Genomic DNA, 25,385 nt, shown 5'->3' with positions numbered 1-25,385 from the left:
ATTTCATTATTCTTTTTATAATTATCTTACATGTCGATTTTCTATATGAGATTTCTGTTTTATTTTTTTAATACATTCTCAGGAATTACACTCTATCTCTCTACCTTTTTAAGTACTCCAATTGTAGGTTTTTATTTTTTATTATTGATATTAATTTTAATTTAAAAATTTTTATTATGAAAATAAAAATTATAAAAATAATTAAAAGTCGATAATAGATTACTGTAATACAGGTAATCAGCCTTTTTCCTTAAAAAGTATTAGGTTCCAACGATTTAGGAAAAATAATTACAACTTACATTTACCATCTCCTAGCAACTTAACGTAAAAACCAACATTCCTCCAGAGATCCTGGTTAAGCACATTTCTCGTATCTATCACTATTTTATTCCTCATCAAATAATATATCTCTCTAACCTCATCCTCTTTAAAGTTTTTAAAATCCTCATGATCTGTTATCACCAAGATGACATCGGCGTTTTTAACACAATCCTTTAAACTCTCCAATGGATACTCAAATGTTTTTACATAGGGATCGTATATAGAGACTGAGATCCCCTTAGATATAAGGTACTTTATTACCTTCTTTCCAGGACTCTCCCTCGTATCCTCTACATTTCCTTTATAGGCAACTCCAAATATGGCAACCTTTGGGTCCTCTATTTTCCTCCTCTTAAGTTCCTTACAGAGAAGATTGCAGACGTAATAAGGCATACTGTCGTTTAACTCCCTTGCACTTCTGATAAGTTTTGCATTCTTGGACACTTCCACTATAAACCAGGGATCTACACTTATACAGTGTCCCCCTACTCCAGGACCAGGATTAAGTATATTCACCCTTGGATGTCTATTTGCTAGATCTATAGCCTCCCATACATTTACATTTATCTCCTCGCATATTTTTGCAAATTCATTTGCCAAGGCTATATTTACATCCCTGTAGGTGTTCTCCATAAGTTTTACCATCTCCGCAGTGGTGGAATCAGTTAGATATATGTTTCCATCTACGAAGGAGGAGTATATCTCCTTTGCCAACTCTGCAGATTCTCTATTCACCCCTCCAATAATTCTGTCGTTCTCCACAAGTTCCTTCAGTATCTTGCCAGGTAGTACCCTCTCAGGACAGTAGGCCATATATATTTTTCTACTGTTGTTTAGGTACCTGTATATACTCTCGGTAGTTTTTGGAGGCACTGTACTTTCAATAATTATTAGATTTCCATCACGTAGGTGAGGCTTTATACTCTCTATAGCACTGTAAATGTAAGATAGATCGCACCTTGGGGCATTATCCTCCCACTTTACCGGTGTAGGAACACATATTATATATGCATCGGCATCTTCAGGTGTAGTTTTTACCCTTAGATTTCCAGAGTTTATAGCACCACTTACAAGGGTTTTTAATCCAGGCTCCACTATATTTAAATTTCCTTCCTCTATACTCCTTACCCGGTCTCTGTCAACATCTACACCTACTACATTATACCCATGATTTGCAAGCATAGAGGCGGTAGGTAATCCAATATACCCTAATCCAACTACACATATTTTTTTTACTCTTCTTTCAACGTTGTTATCCATTCAACCACCAGTATAAAAATCCTTGATAACTATCCTCCTTAGTATTAGACTGAGTTCTCATTATTTTCAATACTATTTAAAAAGTTTTTTATATAGAGGTTCTGCCCATGAGGCCTCAAGGATCACACTTAGAAGTATTGTTATAAAGGTTGCCACAAGTATAGATCCTGCAATCTCTTGAGGTGGAAGGTGTTTAACTATAGTTGCAGGTATAGAGTGAGAGTGATTCTCTATTATATTGTATACCGTAGCAGACAACGCCGCCGGTACTACACCCCTTGGACCTTCAAGGGCAAAGTATATTTTCTCTTTAAGGGGGCTTGCAGGGGGGATAGAGGTTGCAAGGAATACTCCTAAAGGTCTAGCTATGAATATAGATCCTAGTGCACAGAGTAGTCCAAAGACCCAATACTTCTCAAGGATAACTAAACTAATACTTGCCCCTAGGAATATGAAGATCAGTATTCTGAATATGAGAGATAGTTCCTCGCAGAATCTCATTATACTTTCTATATACCTACTTTTGTGGTGATACTTTGTGAGAGTGTTTCCTAAGTAGAGCCCCATAATAGCTACAGCCATAAAACCGCTTATCTGATAGCCTGTGAGAGAGGGAAATATTTTATCTCCAAAATACCAGAGGAAAAAGGCTAATCCAATGAAGAGAGGAATAATATATTCTTTAAAATCATACTTTAAAAACAACTTCTCAAAGATCTTTCCCCCTAAGATCCCCAAGATAATACCTCCAAGGGCAAGAGAGAGAAAACTAACTACTGGATTCAGGGATCTGGCTAATCCCATACTGGTGAGGATTATAGTGGTAAATACGATACCTAGAGGATCGTTGAATACACTCTCTGCTTCCAATGTTATTGCCAGTTTTGGATCTATATCTGACTTGGAGAATATTGGCATAAGGGTAGCAGGATCTGTAGCACAGGTTATAGCCCCATAGAGGTATCCAACAGGACTGAAAAAAGGTATTTTTAAGACAACATTATAAATTATACCTGAAACCAACATTGTAACAACAAGAGCAATAGTATCCAATTTTAAAACCGTTTTTAAAACCCTCTTTAACACTATCCATCTCATTTCAAATGCTCCTCCTAGGAGAATTACTATCAAACCTAAGTTAGCAACATATTCAAAGATATCTTGGGCATAATGCGGAGATACAATATTTAAAAGTGGACCTACTATTAATCCAAATATTAAAAATAAAGGTATATCGGGAATTCCTAACTTTTCCCCTACCTTTGCGATAAATGTACCTGAAATCAACAGTAGGGCAAGGTACCCAATAGTAGTAGTTAACTCCATGGAATCACCATTAGGGTGTAAATTATATAAAGATAATAAATACTTTACGGTTAATAGTTCTAATCATCACCTTTGTATGAATAGTTAATTTTATGTTAATTGTATTATAAATTAATTTTAATTTGTTAATTTTTAAAATCTTAATCTCTATCAAAAATTTTTATAAAAAATAATAATTTTTAAAATTATAAAAAAAACGATAAAATAAAAAATAACTAAAAAAAGTAGTTATAAAAAAATAAGCCTTAATATTTTTTAAATATAAAATTTTAAAAGTAAAAACATAAAAATAAATTCTTCTATCTATCCTTGGACATTGAAAGAAGAAAATGGATACTTTCCAACAAGATTAGTATTAATCTTTTAAACTTATTAAGTATTGAATATTTTTTCTAATATGATAGAACTTTTTTATCTTATCCCCAGTGTTTAGAAACATCATACTGGAAATATTTAGAGTTAATAACTCCCCTTTCTTTTCACTGTTTCAATATATATTTTTATTTTGATTAAAGTTTTCTATTTTTTATAATTTTATAAATTATTTTTATTTTTTTAACTGCATTTTTTTAATAGGAAATCAATATAAAAAATTAAAAAATAAAAAAATCTATTTATCCTAAATATTAAATATAAGATTTTAAAAGACAGATAAATTTTGTCTACTCCCGAATTATTAGAGAAGGATATCCTCTAATGTTTAAGAACTTTTTATTTTTATATTCATAAATATATTTTTTATTAACTTAAATTCCAAATCTATGAGGTTATTTCCTATTAATGGTGGTAGAATCCTATAGTACACCAAAGTAAAAAACTCCTACTCCATATTTACTTTTTTCTTAAGAAGTTTCTAAACACTACTAAGAAAAAAATTCCCCTCTGAGGAATTGTAGCCTCACGAATTTATCCCAACTTCCTATAGATAGTATCTAACCTCTTAGCTACACCTTCCCAGGAAAACCTCCTTGAAAACTCCCTTCCATTTCTACCTAACTTCCTTCTTAACTCCTTGTTATTTACCAATATCTCTATTTTCTCCCTTAACATCTTTACGTTATTAGCCTCAAATAGAAAACCGTTGTAGTTGTCAAGGATCAACTCTGGTATACCGCCCACATTGGAGCCTATAACACACTTTCCTGAAGCCATAGCCTCTAATATTATCATACCGAGACCTTCAGAGATAGAAGGGAGTACTAAGAAACTGCACTTTCTAAGATATTTGGCAACCTCCACTTGGTCTTTCCTCCCTAGAAGTTCAATATTTTTAATTCCTTTTTTCTCTATATACTCTTTAATCTCCTTAAAGAGAGGACCATCTCCTATAAACTTAAAATTAAAGTCTATATCCTTAACAGCCTCAATTAAGGTATACAGTCCCTTTTGAGGTACGAAGGATCCTACAAAAAGGCCATAATCTTCATCTACACCTTCATCATAGAATATCTTAAAATCTACCCCGTTATATATTACCTCACTTTTATCCTGGTACTCCTTAGGAAGTTGCTCCTTTAAGTATCTACTTACACAGATTATCCTGTCGCAGTATTTAAGGGCATATCTGAAGAATAGTTTACCTATAGGGTGTTTGGAGAGTATTAATACATCACTACCATGAAGTGTTAATACATGCGGTATCTTGTACCTTCTACTGAGAAGTGCTCCTAAAAATCCCTGAGGGAACGCATAATGACTGTGAATTATCTCGATATTGTATTTTTTTATTACATTTTTTCCCAGTAAGTATCCTATGTAGGCGTAGGTTGGTCCTCTTATACCTTTGATATATTTTATTTTGTGTATTTTGGTGTTAGGAGGTACCTTTTTTACTTCTCCTTGAAAATTATAGTTGAGGATATGAAAGTTATATGATGAGATGTTAATTAAATGACTTATTATATTGTCCACATGGTAGGTTATTCCACCACTATAAGGATGGAAGATCGTAGGCATGAGAATGTTCATATATATCCCTTGTTATTTGAGTCATATTATCCAAATATCCTATTAAAAAGAGTAAAGATCTTTCCATAACAATTCATCCTTCTAAATTATTATAAACATTTGAAAAGTCGGGAAAATTCATCTGTTGAGAGGATGTATTCATTTAATTGTTTAGGATTAGGATAAAACCTTTAAAAAGAAAGGAATTGATATGTTTGCTTTATCTTCCTAAAGCGTTCAGGATTTATTCTAAGAAAGATTCTTATTGTATTTATTTTTTATAAAGTTTTTTATAATAATAATTTATATTATTTCTCTTTACTGGAATTCTTTAATTTACAATATAATTGTTATCTTGTGGTATTATGGAAGAGATGTACATCCTCAAGGTGGCCTACGATGGACGTCATAGGGGATTCCAATCTCAACCTCACAGGGATACAGTATGTGATAATATACTAAGTGCATTGGAGGAGTGTGGTTATCTAAGTGAAGAAAAGAAGGGTATTGTATTTTACGGAGGTAGAACTGATAAAGGTGTCTCTGCACTTGGGAATTTTGTGGTAGTCTATCTAAAGGAGGAGCCTAAACTCTCCTACATCTACTCCAAGTTAAAGAATAAAGGTATCTGGGTACTTGGATATAGGGAGATAGAGGAGATACCTAAGGTTAGATATAGACATTACAGGTATATTCTTCCAAAGGATGAAGATTACAACGTAGATCTGATGATCGAGGGATCTAAAAAACTTATTGGAACCCACTCCTTCCACAACCTCTCTAAAAGGGATAGATCCAAGGAGAAGAGCCCTATTAGAAAAATATTCGATATAAAGATCTCCGAGGATAAATATTATATTGTAATAGATGTCATAGGAGAGAGTTTCCTCTGGAATATGGTAAGGAAGATAGTGACTGTACTCTCTGAGATAGGTAGAGGTAAAAGGGATATAAGTTGGATCGATCGTCTCTTAGATGTTAATCACAGGGAGGGGGTGCCCCCTGCTCCTCCTGAAGGGCTTATTTTAGTTGAGGCTAAGACAGATGTAGAGTATATATACGATCCTTATGTAATCAGGAGATTTAAAGAGGAGTGGATGGAGGTGTATTTTAAGAGTATTGTAAAGTTTGGAGTGTCTAAGAGTATGATAGATCTACTGGAGTCTCCTTTTGACAGAGTGGTATAGAGTAGCCTGTAATCCGTAGTACTTAACCATACCTACGATCTCCCTCTGATCCATCTCCTTCTCCTCGAAGGATACGAGATCCTTACTGTACAGTGCATATGGACTCTCCCTTCCAACAACCCTGATGGAACCTCCGTATAATTTCAATATAACCTTACCACATACCCTCTCCTGGGTTTTATCTATAAACCCATCTAACGCCTCCCTTAGAGGTTCATGCCACAACCCTCTGTATATAAGATCTCCATATGTGGCATCTACTACATCCTTGAACTTCAACTCCTCCCTACTAAGTACCAACTGCTCCAACGCCTTATGTGCAGTTATAAGTAGTACAGCCCCTGGACACTCGTAGTTCTCCCTGGATTTTAAACCTAAGATCCTATCCTCCATAATGTCTATTCTACCTATACCGTTCCTTCCACCTATCCTGTTGCACTCCATTACTAAATCAACAGGATCTATCTCCTTTCCATTTACCCTGACAGGAACTCCTTTCTCAAACTCTATCTCTACGTACTCCTCCTCAGTACATTCCTTTGGATTCCTCGTCCATGCAAATACCTCCTCAGGAGGCTCAAAGGCAGGATCCTCCAATGGTCCCCCCTCTATACTCCTACCCCAGAGGTTCTCATCTATACTGTACTTCTTACTCTCCGATGGAATCTCTATACCATGTTTTTTGGCGTACTCTATCTCCTCCTTCCTTGTAAGGTTTAGATCCCTAATTGGAGCTATAATCCTTAGATGTGGTGCCATCGCCCTAATTATACTCTCAAACCTAAACTGATCGTTCCCCTTTCCAGTACAACCATGTGCCACCGCCTCTGCACCTAACTCCTCTGCCAACTGAACCAACTTCAATGCAATTAAGGGCCTTGCTAAGGCTGTAGATAGAGGATACCCCTCATACATGGCATTTGCCTTTATTGCCCTGAATATGTACTCCCTTACAAACTCCTCCTTGGCATCTATCGTATAGTGCTTATATACTCCATACCTTTTTGCCTTCTCCTCTGCCTCCCTGATATCCTCCTCAGGTTGTCCCACATCTACACATAGAGTCACTACCTTATAGCCATACTTATCCTCCAACAACTTGAGACAACAACTTGTATCTAAACCTCCAGAGTATGCTAAAACACCTATCTTCTCTCCATTATTTACCATATTCTCACCTATCTATTTCTTCTACGAAGGATTTTACCCTATCTATATTTCTCCTAAGTATCTCGTCTATCTTTGGATGTATATCCTCATCTAAGCAACTTACAGTTATGGCAGGTGTATTTATCTCTCCCATAAACTTTTTAACGTTCTTCTCGTGGAATAAAAAACCCTCGTAGTATTTGAGATTTGGTATTACGTAGAGTACCCCTTCAAGTTCCCTAATCTCATGACAGGCATCTAATATAGTGTCTATGACTAACGTCATAGTTCCAGAGGTCTTTGAAACCCTGGAGATTCTGTAGGTATTTAACAACCCTCTCCTCCTACCTACCTTCAACCTCTCCAATGAGTTATCCACCTGGAAGATATCCCTATCATAAACTCCCTTTGGATTCTCCACAATAAGTACCTCTGGATCGAAGTTAGATATAACCTCTGGACACAATCCCCCCAACCCAGTTAAGTCGATAACTAAATCAGGGTTTAACTTATTATTCCTTAATGCGAGATTGAAAGAATTTATATCCATAAAGGTTATATCCTTGTTGTTCCGTACAATGTCCTTCAGATGAGGGTATATATCTACAAGTATCACCTTCTCAGAGTCATTTACAAGGGAGGAAGCCATATAGTTCCCACAGAGATATGCTCCAAATATGAGAGTTTCCTTAAACTCCTCCCCCTCTAAGAAGTACTTTACAGCCCTTGTCTTCTCTTCTACAATGGAGTAGATTACATCTACCACTTTAGTCTTTGACTCTAAGGTTTTTACAGTCTCAGTTATACCACATCTCATAGATATCCCTCTATATGCCTATCCTCCTCAATGCCTCCAACAACTCCTCCCTCACAGTATCCTCAATACTCCTTTTATGAATAACAGAGGGAGGGGATATGGAACCACTTAAGATCCTACCTTTACCATCCATAATAAGGAGTATAGAACCTGAACCTGGCACCCCTAACCTTCCCCTTGCAATAACTAGATGGGCGTCTGTGGTATCCACTGCTATCAATCCTTTACTTAGTGCAGGTAGCCTTGTAAGATCTGCAACCTCTGTAGGTATATCCACCTTGAATATATCTACATCCCTATCTTTATATACTTTCTCTATTAAGGTATCCTTGATTATCCTGAATTTATTTATATTATTTGTAGCAATAGCCACTTTTTTACTGTTGAGGATATAATTTTTTATAGTTTCTACCTCTTCCCACTTATCTCCCTTCCTTTCTCCTCTGGAGGATTCAAGGTATGCCTTTCGGATATAAGTTTCCAATTTATCCATTTTTTCCCTTTTTTACTTTAATAAAAAAATTAATAAATGAATTATTTAAAAACTTCTATACTTAAAAGTAAAAAATATATAGAATATATTAAAGAAACTTGAGACGTGTTGATATACTTTCGAAGTATTTATAAAAGTATTCAGAAAGGTATTTGCCTGTTTATGATAATTTATTAGTGTTTAAAAATTTATTTAACTTTAAATAAGTTTTTGTGTCTACCTGAAAAATAAAACAAAAAATAAAAATAAAAAAGAGGTGTAAAAATTTTAAGAAAATATTTAATAAAATCCTGTCCTGTTTTTTCATTACTGAATATAGCCTAGAGAATAAGAACTATTTTTTACATTTCCCTGATTTAATTTCTTTTTTTTATTTATAATTATTATTATTTTAATTTGAGATCCCACTAGTTAACTTAATATAAATCTGAGATTATAATTTTTAAAATTATAAAATATCCCCCAACCTCTTACCCATTGCTATTATTCCAAGAATGGGAGGTAATCCTGGAGACTCTGGAAACACTGAGGCATCACAAACGTAGAGATCCTCTATCTCAGTTTCAAAGTTTTTATCTACTACCCTGCCCATGGCACAGGTACCTCCAGGATGGGATCCTCTAAGTATAGTTCTATATATTTTTTCAACACCCATATCTTGGAGTATACCTGATGCCTTTTTTATACCTCTTGAAAGTAACTTCTCGTCCCTCTTAGTTACACTTTTATATACCTTATCTCTTTCTACAAATCCACTACCTTCATCACCAATCTTCACCATTATACCGTAAATATCTCTACTACTTACGTCTCTTCTCTCTCTTTTTACACTGCGATATAGGTATATGGAGTAGTGAGGCGATAGTAAAAATCCATCGTATCTCTTATATAAAGCCATAGGTACTGATCTATCTAAGTTGCAATTATTTAGTACTCCTCCAACTGTGACGAATATATCCACAAATAGGTTTTTTCCCAAGTGTTCATTATTTAAGATACTGGAGAGTATCCTTGGGGAGTTAATACCTCCACCACATACTATAACCCTCTCCCCTTCAAATACCATCCTTTTTCCAGTTATTAGATGATACCCCTCAACTTTAAAAATATCTCCCTCCTTACCAATGGAGGAGACGTAGAAGTTGGAGAGTATCTTACTATATGGATTTGAAGTATTTAAAAACCTTAGAGGAGTCCATTTATAAGGGCATAACTTCCTTGCACACATTCCACAGGAGGTACATTTATCAAAATCTATAAACTTTGGAGTTCTCTTAAATCCATAATTAAATAAATACCTGCTCCTCTCGTTAATATGACTATCTGGCACCTCTCTAACATTTAACTCCCTTTCAATCTCTTGGTATATTTCACTATTTTTTATACCTATCTTCCTTAGATCTATTCTAATGGCGTTTCCAACAGCCCCTAACCCTGAGCCACCAAGGGAGGTTATATATATTATCTGAACCTCCCCTCTGAGTGTATTATACTTTATCCCCCTATCTCCCATCTCTAACAGTAGTATCCTTTTATTGGGGTATTTTCTATTTAACTCCTTAAATAGGGTACTCCCCCCTACGCCAGAACCTACAATGATATAATGATACACACTTATCCCTTATATCGTTCTAGTGTTTGTTAACGACTAATATAAATATAATTATAACTCTTATTTTAGTTGTAGATTACATATATAAGTATTATACCTTGAAAAAAGGAGGAGAGTAATGGAAGCATTGAATAGAATAAAGTTGGGTATTTCAGTACTGTTAACCATCATTCTCTCAGCAACTTTAGGTCTTATGTACTTGGAGGGATGGGATTTCTTTACAGCCCTCTACGTTACTATAATTACCTTGTCTACTGTTGGATATGGTGATATAACACCTACTACCTTCTGGGGTAAAGTATTTACACTGTTGTATATAGTTTGTGGTGTTGGAGCAATGGCCTATACCTTTGCCTCCATTGCAGGGTTTATCATAGAGGGGGAGTTAAAAAAGATATTAAGGTTGAAAAAAATGGAAAGTAAATTGAAGAATATTAAAAACCACTATATTATTTGTGGATTTGGGAAGATCGGGAAGGTAGTAACAAAGAAGTTTGATAATGCAGGTGTACCTTACGTAGTAGTTGATATAGATGAAAAGAAAGTGATGGAGGAGGCAGAGAACTACAAAAATCTACTGTATGTTGTAGGAGATGCTACCTTAGATGAGGTTTTAATAAAGGCTGGAGTAAAGAGAGCTAAGGGATTGATCGCAACTGTCAATTCTGATGCCGAGAATCTATTTATAACCATCTCTGCAAGAGGATTAAACCCTAAATTATACATTATTGCCAAAGCCGAGGCAGAAACTACAACAGATAAACTCCTAAAGGCTGGTGCAGATAGGGTAGTATCTCCATATAAAATAGGAGGGATGAGAATAGCTGAAATGGCCCTGAGACCTGAAATATTGGATTTTGTATCTACCCTGATGGATGAAACCCATGATATGGAGATTGGGAGGTTTACTATTCACCCTGAATCAGAGGTTGTTGGAAAGACACTTCATGAATCTAGAATAAGACAGAGATGTGGTGCTACCATATTAGCAATTATAAAAGACGAGGATAATGTAATCATCAACCCAGGACCTGATGTAGTCTTAGAGGCCTACAACATTGTATACGCCTTTGGTACAAAGGAACATCTCCAAAAACTTAAGGAGATATTGGGACGTCCTGAGAGGTGAAAAGAGTGTTATTAATATATCTTTTATTAGATACCAATGATAAAAAAATATAATAAGAAATAAAAGAAGAGGATTTTTATTAAAATATTTTGAATGTACAAAAGAATATGGTTTAAACTTTAAAATGAAAATAAATATCCTTGGATATATTCTCCTAACTACTAAAAATACCAGATTATGATGATGAACTTTTTATTGTAATTTTTATAAAAAATTCTTTATATAACCTTCCCTGGAAAATGTCCTCAAAGACTTTAAAAAAAGAGTATATTTGTTATTTAACCTGTATTTATCCTTTTGAGGTTTTCTAGAGGAAAAGAATATTATAATAAAAAACAAACTTATTTTTTCAGGAACTTTGAAAGTACGGGATGTAACTCGGAAATCTGTTCCTGGAGAATCTGCTCGTACATCCTATAGACTATAGAGACTGTAAGTAATACTCCAGTACCTCCTCCAAGGGCTCCTGTGAAGTCTGCCCCAGCTGCAAGTAATCCGATGAAGGCAGAACTCATTACAGTAATTGGCATTATATACCTTTTTAGCCTCTGCTCAATTGCTTTAGTGCTCTTTCTAAATCCCTTTATAGCCATGTTAAGGCTTCCAAGTCTTCTAGCCATGGATTTAGCATCTAAACCAGATGTTTCCACCCAGAATACTCCAAATATTATACAGAATACAACCATAAGGATAGTATACACTATAGCATGGATAGGATCAGATAGGACACTTGATATACCGTAAGGTGTTGTAAAGTAGTAGGCTATACCATCTACGGCCCTCCCCTCTACAAAATGTCCCAGGATAGGAAACCCCATCTTCTCCAGGAACATACCCCAGAGTTGGACGTTGGCAAATAGGGCTGCAGCAAAGATAACTGGAAGGTTGGACACGTATATGAACTTTATTGGATACTTACCTACTGCACCCCTTATCCTACCATGGGCAAGAGGTATCTCCACCCTCAAACACTCTGCATATACAACAACGAGGAATACTATAATTGTACCTATTATTGGAAGTATGAACTCTAACGCCACTCCAAGTGCTCCCTGGATCATAGCCTCTATAAACTTCCAGAAATAACCCTCTGGCCCAAAGGCACCTACGAATATTGTCTGAGATACCCCCGCTGCAATGAAGAGACCTATACCTGAACCTATTCCGTACCTTGAGACGATCTCATCGAGGTATATAAGGAGTATCGCACCTATGGCTAGTTGGAGGATCAGTATTAACGCCATTAAAGGAGATAAAAGTCCAAAGGCACCTGCACCGACGAATAGGGCGCCTTCAAAGAAAGATAGAAATATAGCAAGTAACTTTTGTAAACCTTGAAATAAAGCCCTATTTTCAGGGTTGGAGAGATCCAACTTTATAACTTCCGATCCAACTAACAACTGCATTATTATACCTGCAGTAACAATAGGCCCAATACCTAAGGTGATCAAGGTACCTATCTTAGAGGCAGTTACAGTCTGCCAGAATTCAAATACTGGAGGTATCTGGGCTCCCCCAGTGTACAGATCTATAGTTCCCATAATGAAGTAGAGGACCAGAACTATTCCAGTCCACTTCAACTTCTCTTTAAAGGGTATCTCCCTTTCAGGTCTCTTGACCTCTGGAATATACTCCAAAATAGGCCTTATTTTACGGAGGAATTCTTCCAAGATATCACCGATATTTAACTCCCACAGTGTTATTTTTCTCCAGTGCTTAGAGAGGATTTTTTACTATAATTTATGATTATTATAATTTTTATTAAAATTATTAAAAAATGGAAAAATAATTACAACTCAACAGGTTCCCCACCTGCAGACTCTATTTTTTCCTTAGCCTTCTCTGAGAACTCTATCGCCTTTATTATCATTGGACAGGATATCTTACCCTTTCCTAAAACCTTCTCGTAGTTAAGTTCTGTTACATCTACGACGATCTTTCCATCCTCTACCTTAAACATGTCTCTATTCTTATGTACCAGTTCATCGATCTCTCCTAAGTTTATAGTCCTTAACTCTTTAACGAGGGATGGATGTCTTGTGAATCCATACTTTCCAAAGTGATCTGGTTTATACTTTACAATATGGATCCACTTGTGTTTGTGTCCTCCTGCCATTCCTCTACCTCCTCTGTTTCCAGCTCCTCTGTGTTTCTTGTGGGATCCGTATCCACAGGTTCTACTGCCCCTTAACTTTCTGATCTTTCTACGTTTTCTTATCATGTTACCACCTTTTTACATCATCCTCTCTAACAGTTTGTTTATCTCCCTACCTCTGTATCCGAGAGCACCTCCTACTGAGAAGGGCTTCTTTATACCTGCCTTGTCGTACCCCTTTCTTGGAGGATGGAGTCTAAATACAGGTTTTAAAGGTGTATTCTTTAAGAGTATCTCTCCCTTTATTATCTTCTCAGATAACTCTTCAACAGACATCCCCATTAACTCCTCTATCTTCTCCTCACTTATTCTCCTATCTCCAGGTAACCTCCCCCTCTTGAGGATCAACTTTATCAAGGTATCTTTATCTATCTCTCCATAGGTTACGTAATCCTTAACCTTCTCAAGCATACCTTTGTAAGTATCTGTCTCTGGTACTATTACACAGTGATTTACCCTGTGGAGTCTAAGCATCTTAAGGGTATCACTAATATCTCCTCTAACTCCTACCCTACCCCTAACTCGCACAACTGCATAAGCCATATTATCACCTTAGAATGTCCTACCCTCTGCAATACCAAGGAGTTTTTTATGCTCTGGTTGGTATCTGACACGGTTCAACTTGTTGAGGGCGTCAAAGGTAGCCATAGCGAAGTTGTATGTTGTTCTCGTATCTCCAAAGGTCTTTGTCCAAACATCCTTTATACCTGCCAATCCAAGTACAGTTTTGGCAACATCTCCTGCAACAAGTCCCACTCCCCTTGGAGCAGGGAGTATCTCTATCTTAACACTGGAGCATCTGCCCCTTACAGCGTATGGGATGGAGTGAGGTCTTCCACATCCACACTCCCAGGATCCACATCCCTTTTTCACCCTAATTATGGACAACTTCGCCTGGGCAATTGCCTTTCTAATTGCAGGTCCTACCTCCTTAGCCTTCCCCATACCTACTCCAACGTATCCGTTCTTATTACCTACCACCACTGTAGCCCTGAACCTTGCCCTCCTACCTGACTTGTGCATCCTCTGAACTAGGGCAACGTCTATAACCTCCTCTGTTATATCTGGAAGGAGGGCATCCACTATCTCAGGTTCCAAGATAGGTAATCCCTTATCCAATATGTAGTCGATATCTGTAATCTCGCCCTCTTTAACCATCCTTCCTACCTGGGTCCTAGGTTCCCAGGCCTCTAGATTAAACCTCTTTCTATCCATACTCATGTTTTTCACCTTTTAATTATAATTTTTCTATTTTCTCTTTTATCTCCTCAAAGTGTTCAGGTAGATTCTCAGGAGGTAATCCATTTTCTAGGTACTTTGAAAACTGTCTCTTATACTTCTCCTCGTCCTCCTCCTTTAACAACTGGGCATACCTCCTAATGTGCTCTCCCCTAATTCTCTCCTCATCTGGGAGAATACTCTCCCCATGAGGTATATCCATCCCAGCATCTAGGGCACCCTTAAGTACGGCAAAAACTGCAGCCCCCTTTGTAGCACCATGTAGTCCTATATCCAAGATTGCCTCATTATATCCCTTCTTAAGTGCCTTTTTACCAATGAGGTATCCTACTAGATAGGCTGCAGGTAGATTTCCACGGTGTCCCTTGTATCCTAATTTTAAAAGTTCCCTTGTATGGGCTGAGACTACAACCCTATCTCCCTTCTCGTCGTACTCTACGATCTGAACTATTATGTTATTTAGGGATTTTCTAACTACAAGCCTAGGTTTTTTTGAGAGTAAAAGTCTCAATCTCCTCCTGTAATCTGTTTTTCCCTCTCTTCTCCTTCTAAAGGGAACTCTGTACTTAGCACCATGTGCCATGTTTCTCCCTCCTTAACTATTATTTACTCCTTTATCAACAGTTCATGTTCCTCTAGATATAACTTAAGGTGGCTTCTACTTCTGAAGGCTCCACCCTTGGCCATTCTATACAACATTCTATAGGTACTCCTATCTATCATACCACTGTCTCTAAGTTCTCTTAGCATCCTTCTTAGAGGTCTTATTGTGTTTATCCACTTTCTCTTCTTAGGTGTTCTGGCTCCCTTAGCACCTTTTCTTGAACCAGGACCTCTCCTCCTACCCTTCTTCTTCTGCTCCTTCAACTTCTTAGATCTTGCACTACTTATACCCTTCTTCTGTTTCTTAACTATTATTCCCTCTTTGATCAACTGTCTAATATCGTCCTTTGTAATAGCCATCTTGACTCTATCTAGGTGCTCAGGATCTATCCATACCCTCTCAATACCACAGTCCAGTATATCTGCAGCCATCCTTCTCTGGGTTGATACGTCCATACTATCACCTAATTACTCCTTACTTTCATCATCTTCATTCTTACTTTCCTTATTGTAGTTAAGGAGTTCGGTAATTTTCTCCTCTGATATATTTAAAATCCTTATACCTAACTCCTGAGCCCTCTTTACTATTTCAATCCTCTTCCTCCTACTTACTGTAGAGGCTATTCTCGCCCCCTGGGTTTGAGGATCTAACTTCTCCAACTCCTTTACGTTGTGTACTAGGACATCCTCAAGTCCTGAGGGATGCAATCCTCTAACTGCAGCTGGGGATCTATAACCTATCTTAACTATAGCAGGTCTACCCTTCAACTGTTTTCTCATACTACTCTGTAGGCCCTTAGGTCTCCTCCAAGAGGTACCTAACCTTTTATGTCTGTGCCACTCCTGTCTCCTAAATTTAGGTCTTTTCTGTTTCATCTTAAATTTTAACCTTAGAAGCCTACTCTTACTCATAGGATCACCTTAGATCGTTTTTCCAGCCTTCTCGACGATGTAGATACCATCTTGGAATACCCTAATATCCCTTCCTTTAACCTTTGTAGCCTGTTCAATGTTTGCAGCAGTTTGCCCTGTCTTCTCCTTATCTATCCCCTTTACAATTATATCCTCACCACTGACCTTAACTGTTACACCATCTAAGATCTTTGCCCTCCTCGGGTGTTTTTCACCTAAGAAGTTGTCTATTATTACCTCATTACCTTTGACAGTAACCTTCATAGGGAAGTGAGAGTACCTTATCTTCAACTTGTATTCAAACCCCTCTGTTACGCCCTTTATCATGTTTTTAATATGGGCTGCAAAAGTCCCTACCATAGCGGCGTGTTTCTTCCTTGGGAATAAACTCTCTACAATTACCTTGTTCCCCTCTGTTTTTATAGTAACGTTTGGATACGAAAGTACTCTCCTTAACTCCTTATCTCCAGATCTCACTATAACCTCATCACCGTTGATCTCCACAGATACGTTCTCTGGTATCTCAATCTCCTTCCTAATAACTGCAGCAACTGGCATAGTATCTCCTTTTAAATTTTTAATTATTTTAATTATTATAATTTTTTTAATGAATATAATAGAAGAGATTTAATAGACGTAGGAGATCAGTCTACCACCAACACCCTTTGTCTTAGCCTCCTCGTGGGTCATCAATCCCTCAGGAGTACTTACAATTAAGAGACCGAATCCCTTTGCAGGGAGGTATCTCTTTTCAAACTTTTCAAATTCGTTCTTTTTAACAGCGTATCTCGGTTTAATTGCACCACACTTGTTTATCTTACCTATTAGTTCCACCTTATATATTCCTCCCCTACCATCCTCTATGTATTCAAAATTTCCAATATATCCGTTATCCTGCATAACTTTCAATACTCTTCCTATCAACTTAGAGGCTGGTTTTATATAAACTACTTTTTTACCCACCCTCTCACAGTTGGAGAGATGGTTTAATGCATTTGCAAGAGGGTCCATTAGACTCATATTCCTACCTCCAAAATTTTTTTAATCCAGTTTTTTAAATCCTAACTGAGGAGCCACCTCTCTAAAACACTGCCTACATAGATACAAACCGTACTTCCTAATTATTCCCCTTACCTTCCTTCCACATCTTTTACATACTCTCTGATTTTGCCTTTTCTCTTCAATCTCTACCATATTTTCACCTTCTTTATTCTTCTTCCACTATATCGATATTAAAGGTTGTTTTTATATACTCAATAGCCTCCTCCTTCTTTACCTGGTGTCTCTTTGGGATTCTACTTCTACTGATTTTCCTTCTTTTAACCCTATATCCAGGTTTTTCAAGTGTTACACAGACATCCATCCCAAAGGTACCGATCTCAGGATCGTACTTCTGTCCAGGGAAGTCGATATGTTCTGGAATACCGAAGGAGAAGTTACCTCTCTCATCAAAGGAATAGGAGTATAAAGTTTTTCCAGCAGCTTTAAATGCGATAAATGCATTTTTTAAGAATTCTTCAGCCCTCTTACCCCTCAGTGTAACCTTCAAACCTATTGGAAGTTTCTTCCTTATACCAAATGCTGGGTTTGTCTGTTTAGCACGGGTTCTAACAGGCTTCTGTCCAGTAAGTTCTTCAAGGACCTTTTCACCTTTTAACAACCTATCTCCACTTTCCCCTATTCCCATATTAACTGTAACCTTCTCAATCCTCGGTTTACACATAGGCTGTTTTTCCCATAGTTCCAAGTAAGACATCTCTTTCACCTATTACAGGTTTTTCAATGCAGATAGAACAGGCTCCTCATCACCTACTACAAATACATAGTCTTTAATAGTTTTAAACTCCTCTCCATCTTTTGTTTCAAGTGTTACAATGTCTGGGTGGAGTTTTCTTTTCTCTACACTTATTATCCTTGCAATATCGCCAATATGCTTTCCTCCTGTAATATAGGCCAATTTGCCCTCTTCAAAGGGAATATGATCCAACAACTTCTGCTCTGGGATAGAGAGTATCACTGTATCGCCAGTTTTATAAACATCCTCTTCCGCCTTAGTTGGATCTGAAACGTATACAATCTGGTTTCTACCATCATGGAGATTTAACTGAATATGTCCCCCTTTTATTACAGTCTTGTTTCTAATTTTACATAACTTCATGTCATTTCTATCTGTTTTCTTCAGAGTTATTCTACCTTTTTTGTCAAATAGGACTAAGAAATCTTCCCCAGTGTCTGGGATAGAGAGTATATCCATCAATCCAACGGGAAATTTATGGTCCTTTCTAACTACCCCATCAACAAGTATCTTACCCATTTTAATAATTTTCTTAGCCTCCCTTCCATTGTCAGCATAACCTAAGAGATCCCTTACTATTAACAGAAGAGGCAGGGAGTTCTCTATAGAATGAGGTCCAGGAGAAGGCTTAGTAACGAACTTTTTAACCTTTCTTGGAAGTTTCCACTTTGCTGGGGCAGGATATCTTTTAAGATGTTTTTTAGATCCCTTACTAGCCATTATTTACACCTCTTATTTTTTGTTTCTCTCTAAGAATCTAAATCTTTTCTCATCCGATTCATCTAACTTTACAATCATTACATTGGATGGATGTATAGGATAAGGTACCTCTTTACCATTCTGCTTTTTGATAAATGCCCCCTCTACATGTATCCTGTAGGACTTGTAATCAACCTTTAAAACCTCTCCTTCAACGTTTTTAAAATCTCCTCTCATTATCCTTACAACATCTCCCTTCCTTACAGGGAGGGCATTTTTTTTGTACTTCTCTTTCAACTCTTTTGAGAGCATTGCAGACATTATTTGGCGTCTTCTATGGAGAGGTGCATTAAATAGAGCCTTTCTCTGTTTTCTTGGTTGTTTAGATCTTGTTAGGGCTACCATCTCTATTCACCCTCTTTGTTTTATACAATTATTCTAGCCAATCTTGCTATACCAGGCCACCTTTCGGCAGCTTCCTTTGCAACAGGTCCCTTTATCTCTGAACCTTTTGGGTTTCCATCTGGAGTAACTATTACAGCGGCGTTGTCTTCAAATTTAACTCTTGTACCATCTGGTCTCCTATACTCCTTCTTCTGTCTGATTATTATAGCAGGTAGTACCTGTTTTCTCATCTCAGGTGTTCCCTTTTTAACTGAAACTATAACCATACTACCTACTCCTGCAGCAGGAAGCCTTCTTGCCACACCTTTGTAATTCTTAACTGCAATGATCTCCAACTCCCTTGCTCCAGTGTTATCTGCACATATTACCCTCGCTCCATTTGGTAGAGCCCTAGTTATTTTTGAACCAATACCTCTCATAATCTCACCTTACTTTTCTTCCTCAATCTTTTCAATAACTACAAAAGCCTTGGTTTTACTGATAGGTCTACATTCTGCAATTCTTACTTTATCTCCAACTTTTGCATGAATACATGGTGGATTATGGGCAACTATCTTACTGGTTCTCTTTTCATACCTTTCATACTTTGGAATGTATTTAGTTATTTCCCTTTTAACTACAACAGTTCTAGGTGCTTTATCACTTACTACAATACCTTCGAATATCTGCCCCCTTACAGACAACTTGCCGTGGAATGGACAGTGAGGATCGTCACAGGTATTTTCTGGATACTTCACATCTATACCTATGTTTCTCATAGTACTACCTCCATTTGCTGATTTTTAATACTAATAGGATTATGAAATATATAAGAAAAACAAGGGAGGGTATTAAAACCTTAAAAATAACCCTTTTGAGATAAACTTTAAAAAGTATTTAAAAGTTTCGTCGAATAGGTACTAGATCAAAACAGTATTAGTAGGGATAGATATTTTTAATTTTCCTTTTCAACCTATCCTCTGGCCTGCCTATTAAAAGGCTACCTATAACCTTAACGTACTTATTGTCTCCCAACTTAAATTTAAATACTGCAATATCCTTAGGTACAACTATCTCCTTACCGTTACTCTTCTCTATAATGAGGGTATTTCTCGTTTCATCAACAACCCTACCTTTTACACCTACTAATGATGGGTTGGATGCCTCTACAATCTCTACATCCAACCCTATCAACTCATGTCTAAGTATATTATAGGGTGTTATCATAGGAACATCATCTGATTTCAATCGTATCTTTGGAGAAGCCCATTTTGATAAGGGCCTCCTCTACTCTCCTTCTCTGGTCTCCCTGGAGTTCTATGGAGTCCTTTTTTACAGTTCCTCCACATGCACAGATATCTTTTAACTTCTTTGCAAGATCTTTTATATCGATAAGGTCTGTGTCTATACCCTCTATAATGGTCATTAACTTCCCAAACCTTCTCTTTGTAACGTAGATTTTTATTTTTTGTTCTTCCTTAGCAATTTCCTCACATACACACAGTTCCTTAGGTAGCCCACACCTTGGACAGATCTCGGGCATCACTGCACCTCTAATTTATTAGTGTTTTTTACTCTATAATTAAGATGTGGTATATAACTTTTATTGTTTTTTATATCTCTTCTCATTCATAATGGTGTATATTCTTGCTATTGTTCTCCTTATCTCTCTCATTCTACCTGGGTTTGAAGGAGAACCACTAGTAGCCTTGTTGGTGTATTCCTTAAGAAGTTCCCTCTTCAACTCCATCAACTTCTCCTTCATCTCAGAGATACTCATCTCCCTAATTTCCTGGGCCCTTAGTATTGCCATAATCTCACCTTTTTACTGTTCTTCGACACTACTTACTTCCTCTACCTTTTTGCCTTCCTCCTCCTTTATAATAACCTCATCAGGTAGTATAACATCTGGAGGTACAAGTTTTACAGTTACTCCAATTATACCTAACTTCAACTTTGCTACTCTGTGAGCCTTCCTAACGAGGTCTTCAGAGGGCTCTCCACAGTGTTTCATATACCCTTCCATAAACTTCTCGGTTCTAGCCCTCTCTCCAGTTAACTTTCCTGAGATGATTACTACAACCCCTTTAGCCCCTGCTCCCATTACCCTTCTAACTGCTGCGTGGGCAACTCTTCTGAAGTGCATTCCCCTCTCAAGGGCAGAGGCTATCTTCTGGGCAACAATTGCAGGATCTAAATCAGGGTTTTCAACCTGTTTTACTTCTATCTGTGGATTCTCTACACCGAACTCCTGTGCAATTGTTTCTGTCAACTCCTTTACAAGTCTACCCCTTCTACCAATAACTAGACCTGGTCTTTCGGCGTATACAATAATCCTTGTTCCAATAGGTGTTTTTTTCATCTCCATATGGCTGTATCCTGCTCTAGTTAACCTGTTCTTTAGGTACTCATCTACAAGTGCCTCAATAACATGCTCCTTTATAAATACTCTCTCGATCATCTTCTTCACCTTCTTTAATTTATTGGTACTCCTCCAATATTACCTGGATGTGTACAGTTTCCTGGAACTTAGGTGTAGCCCTACCGTAGGCCCTTGGCATGTATCTTTTTATAGTAAACCCTTTATTTGAGGAGATATGTTTTATCCTAAGTTTGTCTACATTTAACCCCTTGTACTCTGCGTTACTCTTAGCATTCTCTAAGACTTTCAGTATCTCCCTTGCAGCCTTCTGTGGATATCTCCCTGCACCCCAGCCATACTTACCCTTCTTATGGCCTACCTCTTTCCCATGTCTCTTAAATGGAACAACCTGTTTCAACTCAATTACCCTCCTTAGGTACCTCATGGCCTCATCAAGTTTCATGCCCTTTATCTCCCTACATATCTCTACAGCATGTTTTCTAGATATTCTGAGAGCCCTACCCATAGCCCTTGTAGTTTTATTTGGATCAGTTTTAATCTTGTACTTTAACTTTCCCATACCCCTCACCTTAACTTTTTATCATTGAGATACCTAACTTCCACATCAATTTTAAAGCGTTGAAATAACAGACCCTAACATTCCCTACTGTGTTTTTTAGGAGGAAGTTAGGTTTTTTACTACCTATTTCTAAAACAAGATCTCTCTTATAACGTACTCTTAGGGTATATCCCTTTTTTTCTATAAAATCTACAAACTCCTTAAATTCATTAAACTTCTTTATATACTTTACCATAGATATAACCTAAAGAGTTATAGTATTCAAAAAAATTATCAATAATTATAATAATACTATTTATAAAAATTTTTATTATAAAATAGTTAGGCTAAAGATACCTCTACAACATCTACACTTTCTACATCTTCTAAATTACTCAATTCTTTTTCTAGAGGTTCAGTTCCCCCTTCCTTCTCCTCCATCTCTACCAGGACGTAGATAGCATAAAGTCCAAAGGCTAAAGGCTCCTCTAAAATATTTAAGCACTTTATTCCCATATTTTCTACAGTTTTCTTTATTTTTTCCTTCAAACTCTCTCTATCTACTTCAGGATTTACTGGCATAATCTTTACCTTTGCGATAACTGTTGCCATACTTACACCTTTTTACTTTTATGGACCTTCAAATCCACAGGAAGGACATTTATAGAGGTTGCTTAACTTTCTACATTTTTCACATCTTACTATCTCAACCTCTCCACAGTTTGGACATAGGAACTTTGTAGCATGTTCTCTAGGTGCTATCTCTGCATTACAGGAGATACATATGTATTTCATCCTATCACCTTAATTATCTGTATTTTTAAATCTTCAGTTTTATTAATCTACTATAATCTTGGTATATATATCTTTCTTTCCCTTTAGGATATTTACAACCCTCTCCGGGTACTTTCCATTAACCACTATACACTCCATTTTATATTTTATTAAAAGTTTTGGTAGATAACTATCTACGGAAGTAAAACCTCTAATGGATTTAGCACTTATAATATTTAACAGTTTTCCTCCAGGATACTTATTATATATGCCATCTACATCTGTAACTATTATTGCCCTCTTCAACTTTAGAAGTTTGGCGATATAGAGGGCTATGGAGTCCGAGGTAACCTCCCAGGAGTGTGGAAGTTCATCTGTAGAGAGTACAACCTTAGAGGGTAGTAGTATAACTATACTACTATCTAGAAGTGTAATCTTGGTATCGTAGAGATTGTCAACAGTTTTAATATGAGATACGTCGGAGAAATAAACACCCATCATATCCATAGCCATCAAAGCCATCCTGTGGGATGCCCTATTACTCAACCTCACATCCTGATCTAAGTCTCGTACTACATCTGCAAACATCCCCCCTCCAGGTACAATAACTATTCTGTTTTCCTCACTACTGAAGGACTTCAAGGTATTTAAGAGAGGTTTAACGTGATGGGTTAAACTACCTCCTATCTTTACCAGGTGGAGATTGTCTATTTTCATACTTTCACCAGTAATTAAAAAAGGTAAAATTTTCAATTCTCTTATATAGGTGTATATACTAAATTTCATATGTTTTAGTTCTTATAAATAGAGAAATAAGAATTAATACAGAGAAAAAAGAAATGAAAAAAGTATGCCTACTGAAATATTGAATATAATAGACAATCCGCCTTTAACAAAATTATTACTAATATAAATTTTCTATTTTTATTTTTTTATTAGTGCTTTTGTTATTTTTAGATTAGATTTTTATTTTTTAATTACTACTTTGATGGAGATTAGGATAAAAATAAATTAAATTATTTAATCACAATAAATAAAAGTAAAAAATTTTCTAATATAAAAAGATCTTGTCTAATTTTCCCAATGTTCGGAGCATTTCAGAGAATAAACAGCGAGAGATTTTTTATTAATTATTAACTTTTTTATTATTATCAAGAACATAATGTTCAATACTAATTAATATCTATTGAATAAAAAATATAATTTTGAATATTTGAATTTTATAGTACTTATATAAACTTAAACTGTAAAAAATAAAATAGTAAAGTAGGGAATCCCGTCTCGTCTTTTCTAGTTTAGTTATAATACTTTATTCGTTATATTTATAATAGTTAATTATTTTTTATCAGAATCTTTGGTTATTTTAATAAATAATTTTTATTTATAACCGTAAATTTTTATTTTTTCAATATTAAATTCTTTAATTTTGTAAAAATTATAAAAAATATAAAATTTTAATACTAAACCTAATTTATATAGCAATATCATTGTTATCCACTGTGAAACCATGTACCTCAAACTGGCAAAGAGAAACCTAAAGAGACATATCTTAAGAAGTACTTTGGCGTTGTTAGGTATTGTTATAGGTGTTATGACTATTTCTTCCTTAGGGATTTTAGGAAGTGGATTGAAATATAGGATCCTTGAGAACTTTGAAGGTGTGGCAGATTTTGTCGTTGTATATCCTAACCCTGAAGAGGGCTATTTATATTTTACAAAGAGGGACGTAGATAAGTTGAAAAAATTAAGATGTACTGTAATTCCAATATCCTTAAAAACCGATGTTGTATATATTAAAGAAAAAAATAGGAAAACTTATACAACAGTATACGGTATAAGGAAAGACTTAATAAAATATTTAAATTTAGACACTGAAGGTAAGCTGACAGATACAACAGTATATGTAGACAGTTTTTTTGCCAATACCTATGATCTAGATGTTGGAGATAAAATACTCCTGAAAAATGTATCTTTTAGGATAGTTGGTATCTACAACAGTTCTTTTTTTGTGATATCTCAGAATTCAATTATTTTATCGGAGAAAACATATAGGAGGTTTTACGATAACAACTACTCCATGATAATACTCCACGTAGAGAACAGGGAGGATATTGACAGTATAAAAAATAAAATAGAGAAAATTATGAACAAAAAAGAGAAAAAAGTTGTTGTTCTATCCATGGACAGAATTTTAAGATCTATAGAGAATGTTTTAGATAACATATCCCTCTTTTTAATGGGAGTAGGTGGAATATCTCTTTTAGTTGCAGGGGTTGGAATTGGAAATACAATGCTAATGAGTACAGTTGAGAGGACTAAGGAGATTGGGATCATGAAGAGTATAGGAGCGTCTAGGAGAGACATTTTAATGCTGTTTCTATTTGAATCTCTAATATTGGGAGTTGTTGGTAGTGTTGTTGGGGTGTTGTTAAGTTTAGGAATAGGCTATCTAGTAGTTCATTATTTATTGAACTCCTACATAACTCTGGAGGGTTTGATTTATACATTTTTGGGATTTTTATTTGGTGTTGGAACATCTGTAATTGCGTCTCTCTATCCAGCATATAAGGCTGCGAATTTGGATCCAGTGAAGGCGTTAAAAAATGACTAACTTCTTCGCTCTAAGGATAAACTTAGGGTTGTAATCCTTTAATACTTAAAA

The 25,385-nt window shown here is 36.2% G+C and carries 34 protein-coding genes; 3 read left to right on the top strand and 31 right to left on the bottom strand.

Translation table 11 applies throughout. The features are described 5' to 3' along the window. Positions 1–288: 288 nt before the first annotated feature. From CFE53_RS03340 to CFE53_RS03330, 3 genes are all read right to left on the bottom strand, one after another. Complete coding sequence (locus CFE53_RS03340; protein WP_148120478.1) at positions 289–1,581, bottom strand: nucleotide sugar dehydrogenase; 1,293 nt, start codon at positions 1,579–1,581, stop codon at positions 289–291. 72 nt (positions 1,582–1,653) lie between these two features. Then, positions 1,654–2,907 carry a sodium:proton antiporter gene (locus tag CFE53_RS03335; RefSeq protein ID WP_148120477.1) on the bottom strand — a complete coding sequence of 418 codons (1,254 nt, stop codon included), beginning with the start codon at positions 2,905–2,907 and terminating at the stop codon, positions 1,654–1,656. A 906-nt stretch (positions 2,908–3,813) separates the two neighbouring features. Further along, on the bottom strand, positions 3,814–4,875 hold the full coding sequence (locus CFE53_RS03330; RefSeq protein WP_148120476.1) for a glycosyltransferase: 1,062 nt from the start codon (positions 4,873–4,875) through the stop codon (positions 3,814–3,816). 353 nt (positions 4,876–5,228) lie between these two features. Between CFE53_RS03330 and truA the strand changes: the two genes are divergently transcribed. After that, positions 5,229–6,041, top strand: a complete 813-nt coding sequence (gene truA / locus CFE53_RS03325) for a tRNA pseudouridine(38-40) synthase TruA (RefSeq protein WP_148121144.1) — start codon at positions 5,229–5,231, stop codon at positions 6,039–6,041. On the opposite strand, the gene CFE53_RS03320 is transcribed toward truA, so the two are convergent. The 4 genes from CFE53_RS03320 to CFE53_RS03305 form a co-directional block, all read right to left on the bottom strand. Next, positions 6,009–7,211, bottom strand: coding sequence for an argininosuccinate synthase (locus tag CFE53_RS03320; protein ID WP_148120475.1), 1,203 nt, complete (start codon positions 7,209–7,211; stop codon positions 6,009–6,011). The genes truA and CFE53_RS03320 overlap by 33 nt on opposite strands. Before the next feature lie 4 nt (positions 7,212–7,215). After that, entirely contained in the window at positions 7,216–8,007 is a 792-nt protein-coding gene (locus CFE53_RS03315) for an SAM-dependent methyltransferase HcgC family protein (RefSeq protein ID WP_148120474.1), read from the bottom strand. A 10-nt stretch (positions 8,008–8,017) separates the two neighbouring features. Next, positions 8,018–8,500 (bottom strand): FeGP cofactor biosynthesis guanylyltransferase HcgB family protein, encoded by a 483-nt coding sequence (locus CFE53_RS03310; RefSeq protein WP_148120473.1) that lies wholly within the window; start codon positions 8,498–8,500, stop codon positions 8,018–8,020. Between the two features lie 448 nt (positions 8,501–8,948). Continuing rightward, entirely contained in the window at positions 8,949–10,112 is a 1,164-nt protein-coding gene (locus CFE53_RS03305; protein ID WP_148120472.1) for a GMC oxidoreductase, read from the bottom strand. Positions 10,113–10,230: 118 nt separating this feature from the next. Between CFE53_RS03305 and CFE53_RS03300 the strand changes: the two genes are divergently transcribed. Next, positions 10,231–11,241 carry a TrkA family potassium uptake protein gene (locus CFE53_RS03300; protein ID WP_148120471.1) on the top strand — a complete coding sequence of 337 codons (1,011 nt, stop codon included), beginning with the start codon at positions 10,231–10,233 and terminating at the stop codon, positions 11,239–11,241. A gap of 341 nt (positions 11,242–11,582) precedes the next feature. On the opposite strand, the gene secY is transcribed toward CFE53_RS03300, so the two are convergent. The 24 genes from secY to mfnE form a co-directional block, all read right to left on the bottom strand. After that, positions 11,583–12,911: a preprotein translocase subunit SecY gene (gene secY, locus CFE53_RS03295; RefSeq protein WP_148120470.1), complete on the bottom strand. Its 1,329-nt coding sequence runs from the start codon at positions 12,909–12,911 to the stop codon at positions 11,583–11,585. Positions 12,912–13,030: 119 nt separating this feature from the next. Beyond that, on the bottom strand, positions 13,031–13,462 hold the full coding sequence (locus tag CFE53_RS03290; protein WP_148120469.1) for an uL15 family ribosomal protein: 432 nt from the start codon (positions 13,460–13,462) through the stop codon (positions 13,031–13,033). Between the two features lie 12 nt (positions 13,463–13,474). Beyond that, positions 13,475–13,939: a 50S ribosomal protein L30 gene (locus CFE53_RS03285; RefSeq protein WP_148120468.1), complete on the bottom strand. Its 465-nt coding sequence runs from the start codon at positions 13,937–13,939 to the stop codon at positions 13,475–13,477. A 9-nt stretch (positions 13,940–13,948) separates the two neighbouring features. Beyond that, positions 13,949–14,611, bottom strand: a complete 663-nt coding sequence (rpsE, locus tag CFE53_RS03280) for a 30S ribosomal protein S5 (RefSeq protein WP_148121143.1) — start codon at positions 14,609–14,611, stop codon at positions 13,949–13,951. Between the two features lie 22 nt (positions 14,612–14,633). Further along, positions 14,634–15,218, bottom strand: coding sequence for a 50S ribosomal protein L18 (locus CFE53_RS03275; RefSeq protein ID WP_148120467.1), 585 nt, complete (start codon positions 15,216–15,218; stop codon positions 14,634–14,636). A gap of 23 nt (positions 15,219–15,241) precedes the next feature. Continuing rightward, on the bottom strand, positions 15,242–15,694 hold the full coding sequence (locus CFE53_RS03270; RefSeq protein ID WP_148120466.1) for a 50S ribosomal protein L19e: 453 nt from the start codon (positions 15,692–15,694) through the stop codon (positions 15,242–15,244). 12 nt (positions 15,695–15,706) lie between these two features. Beyond that, positions 15,707–16,150 carry a 50S ribosomal protein L32e gene (locus tag CFE53_RS03265; protein ID WP_148120465.1) on the bottom strand — a complete coding sequence of 148 codons (444 nt, stop codon included), beginning with the start codon at positions 16,148–16,150 and terminating at the stop codon, positions 15,707–15,709. 9 nt (positions 16,151–16,159) lie between these two features. After that, on the bottom strand, positions 16,160–16,708 hold the full coding sequence (locus tag CFE53_RS03260) for a 50S ribosomal protein L6 (protein WP_148120464.1): 549 nt from the start codon (positions 16,706–16,708) through the stop codon (positions 16,160–16,162). 69 nt (positions 16,709–16,777) lie between these two features. Next, complete coding sequence (locus CFE53_RS03255; protein ID WP_148120463.1) at positions 16,778–17,170, bottom strand: 30S ribosomal protein S8; 393 nt, start codon at positions 17,168–17,170, stop codon at positions 16,778–16,780. A gap of 21 nt (positions 17,171–17,191) precedes the next feature. Next, complete coding sequence (locus tag CFE53_RS03250) at positions 17,192–17,344, bottom strand: 30S ribosomal protein S14 (protein ID WP_148120462.1); 153 nt, start codon at positions 17,342–17,344, stop codon at positions 17,192–17,194. Positions 17,345–17,357: 13 nt separating this feature from the next. Next, positions 17,358–17,906, bottom strand: coding sequence for a 50S ribosomal protein L5 (locus CFE53_RS03245; RefSeq protein ID WP_148120461.1), 549 nt, complete (start codon positions 17,904–17,906; stop codon positions 17,358–17,360). Positions 17,907–17,918: 12 nt separating this feature from the next. After that, positions 17,919–18,665 (bottom strand): 30S ribosomal protein S4e, encoded by a 747-nt coding sequence (locus CFE53_RS03240; RefSeq protein WP_148120460.1) that lies wholly within the window; start codon positions 18,663–18,665, stop codon positions 17,919–17,921. A gap of 12 nt (positions 18,666–18,677) precedes the next feature. Next, positions 18,678–19,049, bottom strand: a complete 372-nt coding sequence (gene rplX / locus CFE53_RS03235; protein ID WP_148120459.1) for a 50S ribosomal protein L24 — start codon at positions 19,047–19,049, stop codon at positions 18,678–18,680. Positions 19,050–19,069: 20 nt separating this feature from the next. Continuing rightward, positions 19,070–19,468, bottom strand: coding sequence for a 50S ribosomal protein L14 (locus tag CFE53_RS03230; RefSeq protein ID WP_148120458.1), 399 nt, complete (start codon positions 19,466–19,468; stop codon positions 19,070–19,072). Between the two features lie 9 nt (positions 19,469–19,477). Beyond that, positions 19,478–19,807, bottom strand: a complete 330-nt coding sequence (locus CFE53_RS03225; RefSeq protein ID WP_148120457.1) for a 30S ribosomal protein S17 — start codon at positions 19,805–19,807, stop codon at positions 19,478–19,480. A gap of 157 nt (positions 19,808–19,964) precedes the next feature. Then, positions 19,965–20,255: a ribonuclease P protein component 1 gene (gene rnp1, locus CFE53_RS03220; RefSeq protein WP_148120456.1), complete on the bottom strand. Its 291-nt coding sequence runs from the start codon at positions 20,253–20,255 to the stop codon at positions 19,965–19,967. A gap of 7 nt (positions 20,256–20,262) precedes the next feature. Continuing rightward, a complete protein-coding gene (gene yciH / locus CFE53_RS03215; protein ID WP_148120455.1) occupies positions 20,263–20,571 on the bottom strand; it encodes a stress response translation initiation inhibitor YciH in 309 nt (102 codons plus the stop codon). A gap of 60 nt (positions 20,572–20,631) precedes the next feature. Further along, positions 20,632–20,841, bottom strand: a complete 210-nt coding sequence (gene rpmC, locus CFE53_RS03210; RefSeq protein WP_148120454.1) for a 50S ribosomal protein L29 — start codon at positions 20,839–20,841, stop codon at positions 20,632–20,634. 12 nt (positions 20,842–20,853) lie between these two features. Continuing rightward, positions 20,854–21,489, bottom strand: coding sequence for a 30S ribosomal protein S3 (locus CFE53_RS03205; RefSeq protein ID WP_148120453.1), 636 nt, complete (start codon positions 21,487–21,489; stop codon positions 20,854–20,856). A 19-nt stretch (positions 21,490–21,508) separates the two neighbouring features. Further along, positions 21,509–21,970 carry a 50S ribosomal protein L22 gene (locus CFE53_RS03200; RefSeq protein WP_148120452.1) on the bottom strand — a complete coding sequence of 154 codons (462 nt, stop codon included), beginning with the start codon at positions 21,968–21,970 and terminating at the stop codon, positions 21,509–21,511. Positions 21,971–21,980: 10 nt separating this feature from the next. Then, positions 21,981–22,205 carry a hypothetical protein gene (locus tag CFE53_RS03195; RefSeq protein WP_148120451.1) on the bottom strand — a complete coding sequence of 75 codons (225 nt, stop codon included), beginning with the start codon at positions 22,203–22,205 and terminating at the stop codon, positions 21,981–21,983. Positions 22,206–22,291: 86 nt separating this feature from the next. Beyond that, positions 22,292–22,561: an elongation factor 1-beta gene (locus CFE53_RS03190; protein WP_148120450.1), complete on the bottom strand. Its 270-nt coding sequence runs from the start codon at positions 22,559–22,561 to the stop codon at positions 22,292–22,294. Between the two features lie 18 nt (positions 22,562–22,579). Then, positions 22,580–22,744: a zinc finger domain-containing protein gene (locus tag CFE53_RS03185; RefSeq protein ID WP_148120449.1), complete on the bottom strand. Its 165-nt coding sequence runs from the start codon at positions 22,742–22,744 to the stop codon at positions 22,580–22,582. Between the two features lie 42 nt (positions 22,745–22,786). Continuing rightward, positions 22,787–23,440: a [5-(aminomethyl)furan-3-yl]methyl phosphate kinase gene (gene mfnE / locus CFE53_RS03180; protein ID WP_172456351.1), complete on the bottom strand. Its 654-nt coding sequence runs from the start codon at positions 23,438–23,440 to the stop codon at positions 22,787–22,789. A gap of 790 nt (positions 23,441–24,230) precedes the next feature. Here mfnE and CFE53_RS03175 point away from each other — a divergent pair. Continuing rightward, a complete protein-coding gene (locus CFE53_RS03175) occupies positions 24,231–25,334 on the top strand; it encodes an ABC transporter permease (protein ID WP_148120448.1) in 1,104 nt (367 codons plus the stop codon). The last annotated feature ends 51 nt before the right edge of the window (positions 25,335–25,385 follow it).

This window comes from Methanofervidicoccus sp. A16, assembly GCF_003351865.1.
Lineage (GTDB): Archaea > AGJL01 > Methanococci > Methanococcales > Methanococcaceae > Methanofervidicoccus.
Note: the sequence above shows the minus strand (reverse complement) of the source record. Positions and strands in the feature narration are given on the sequence as shown.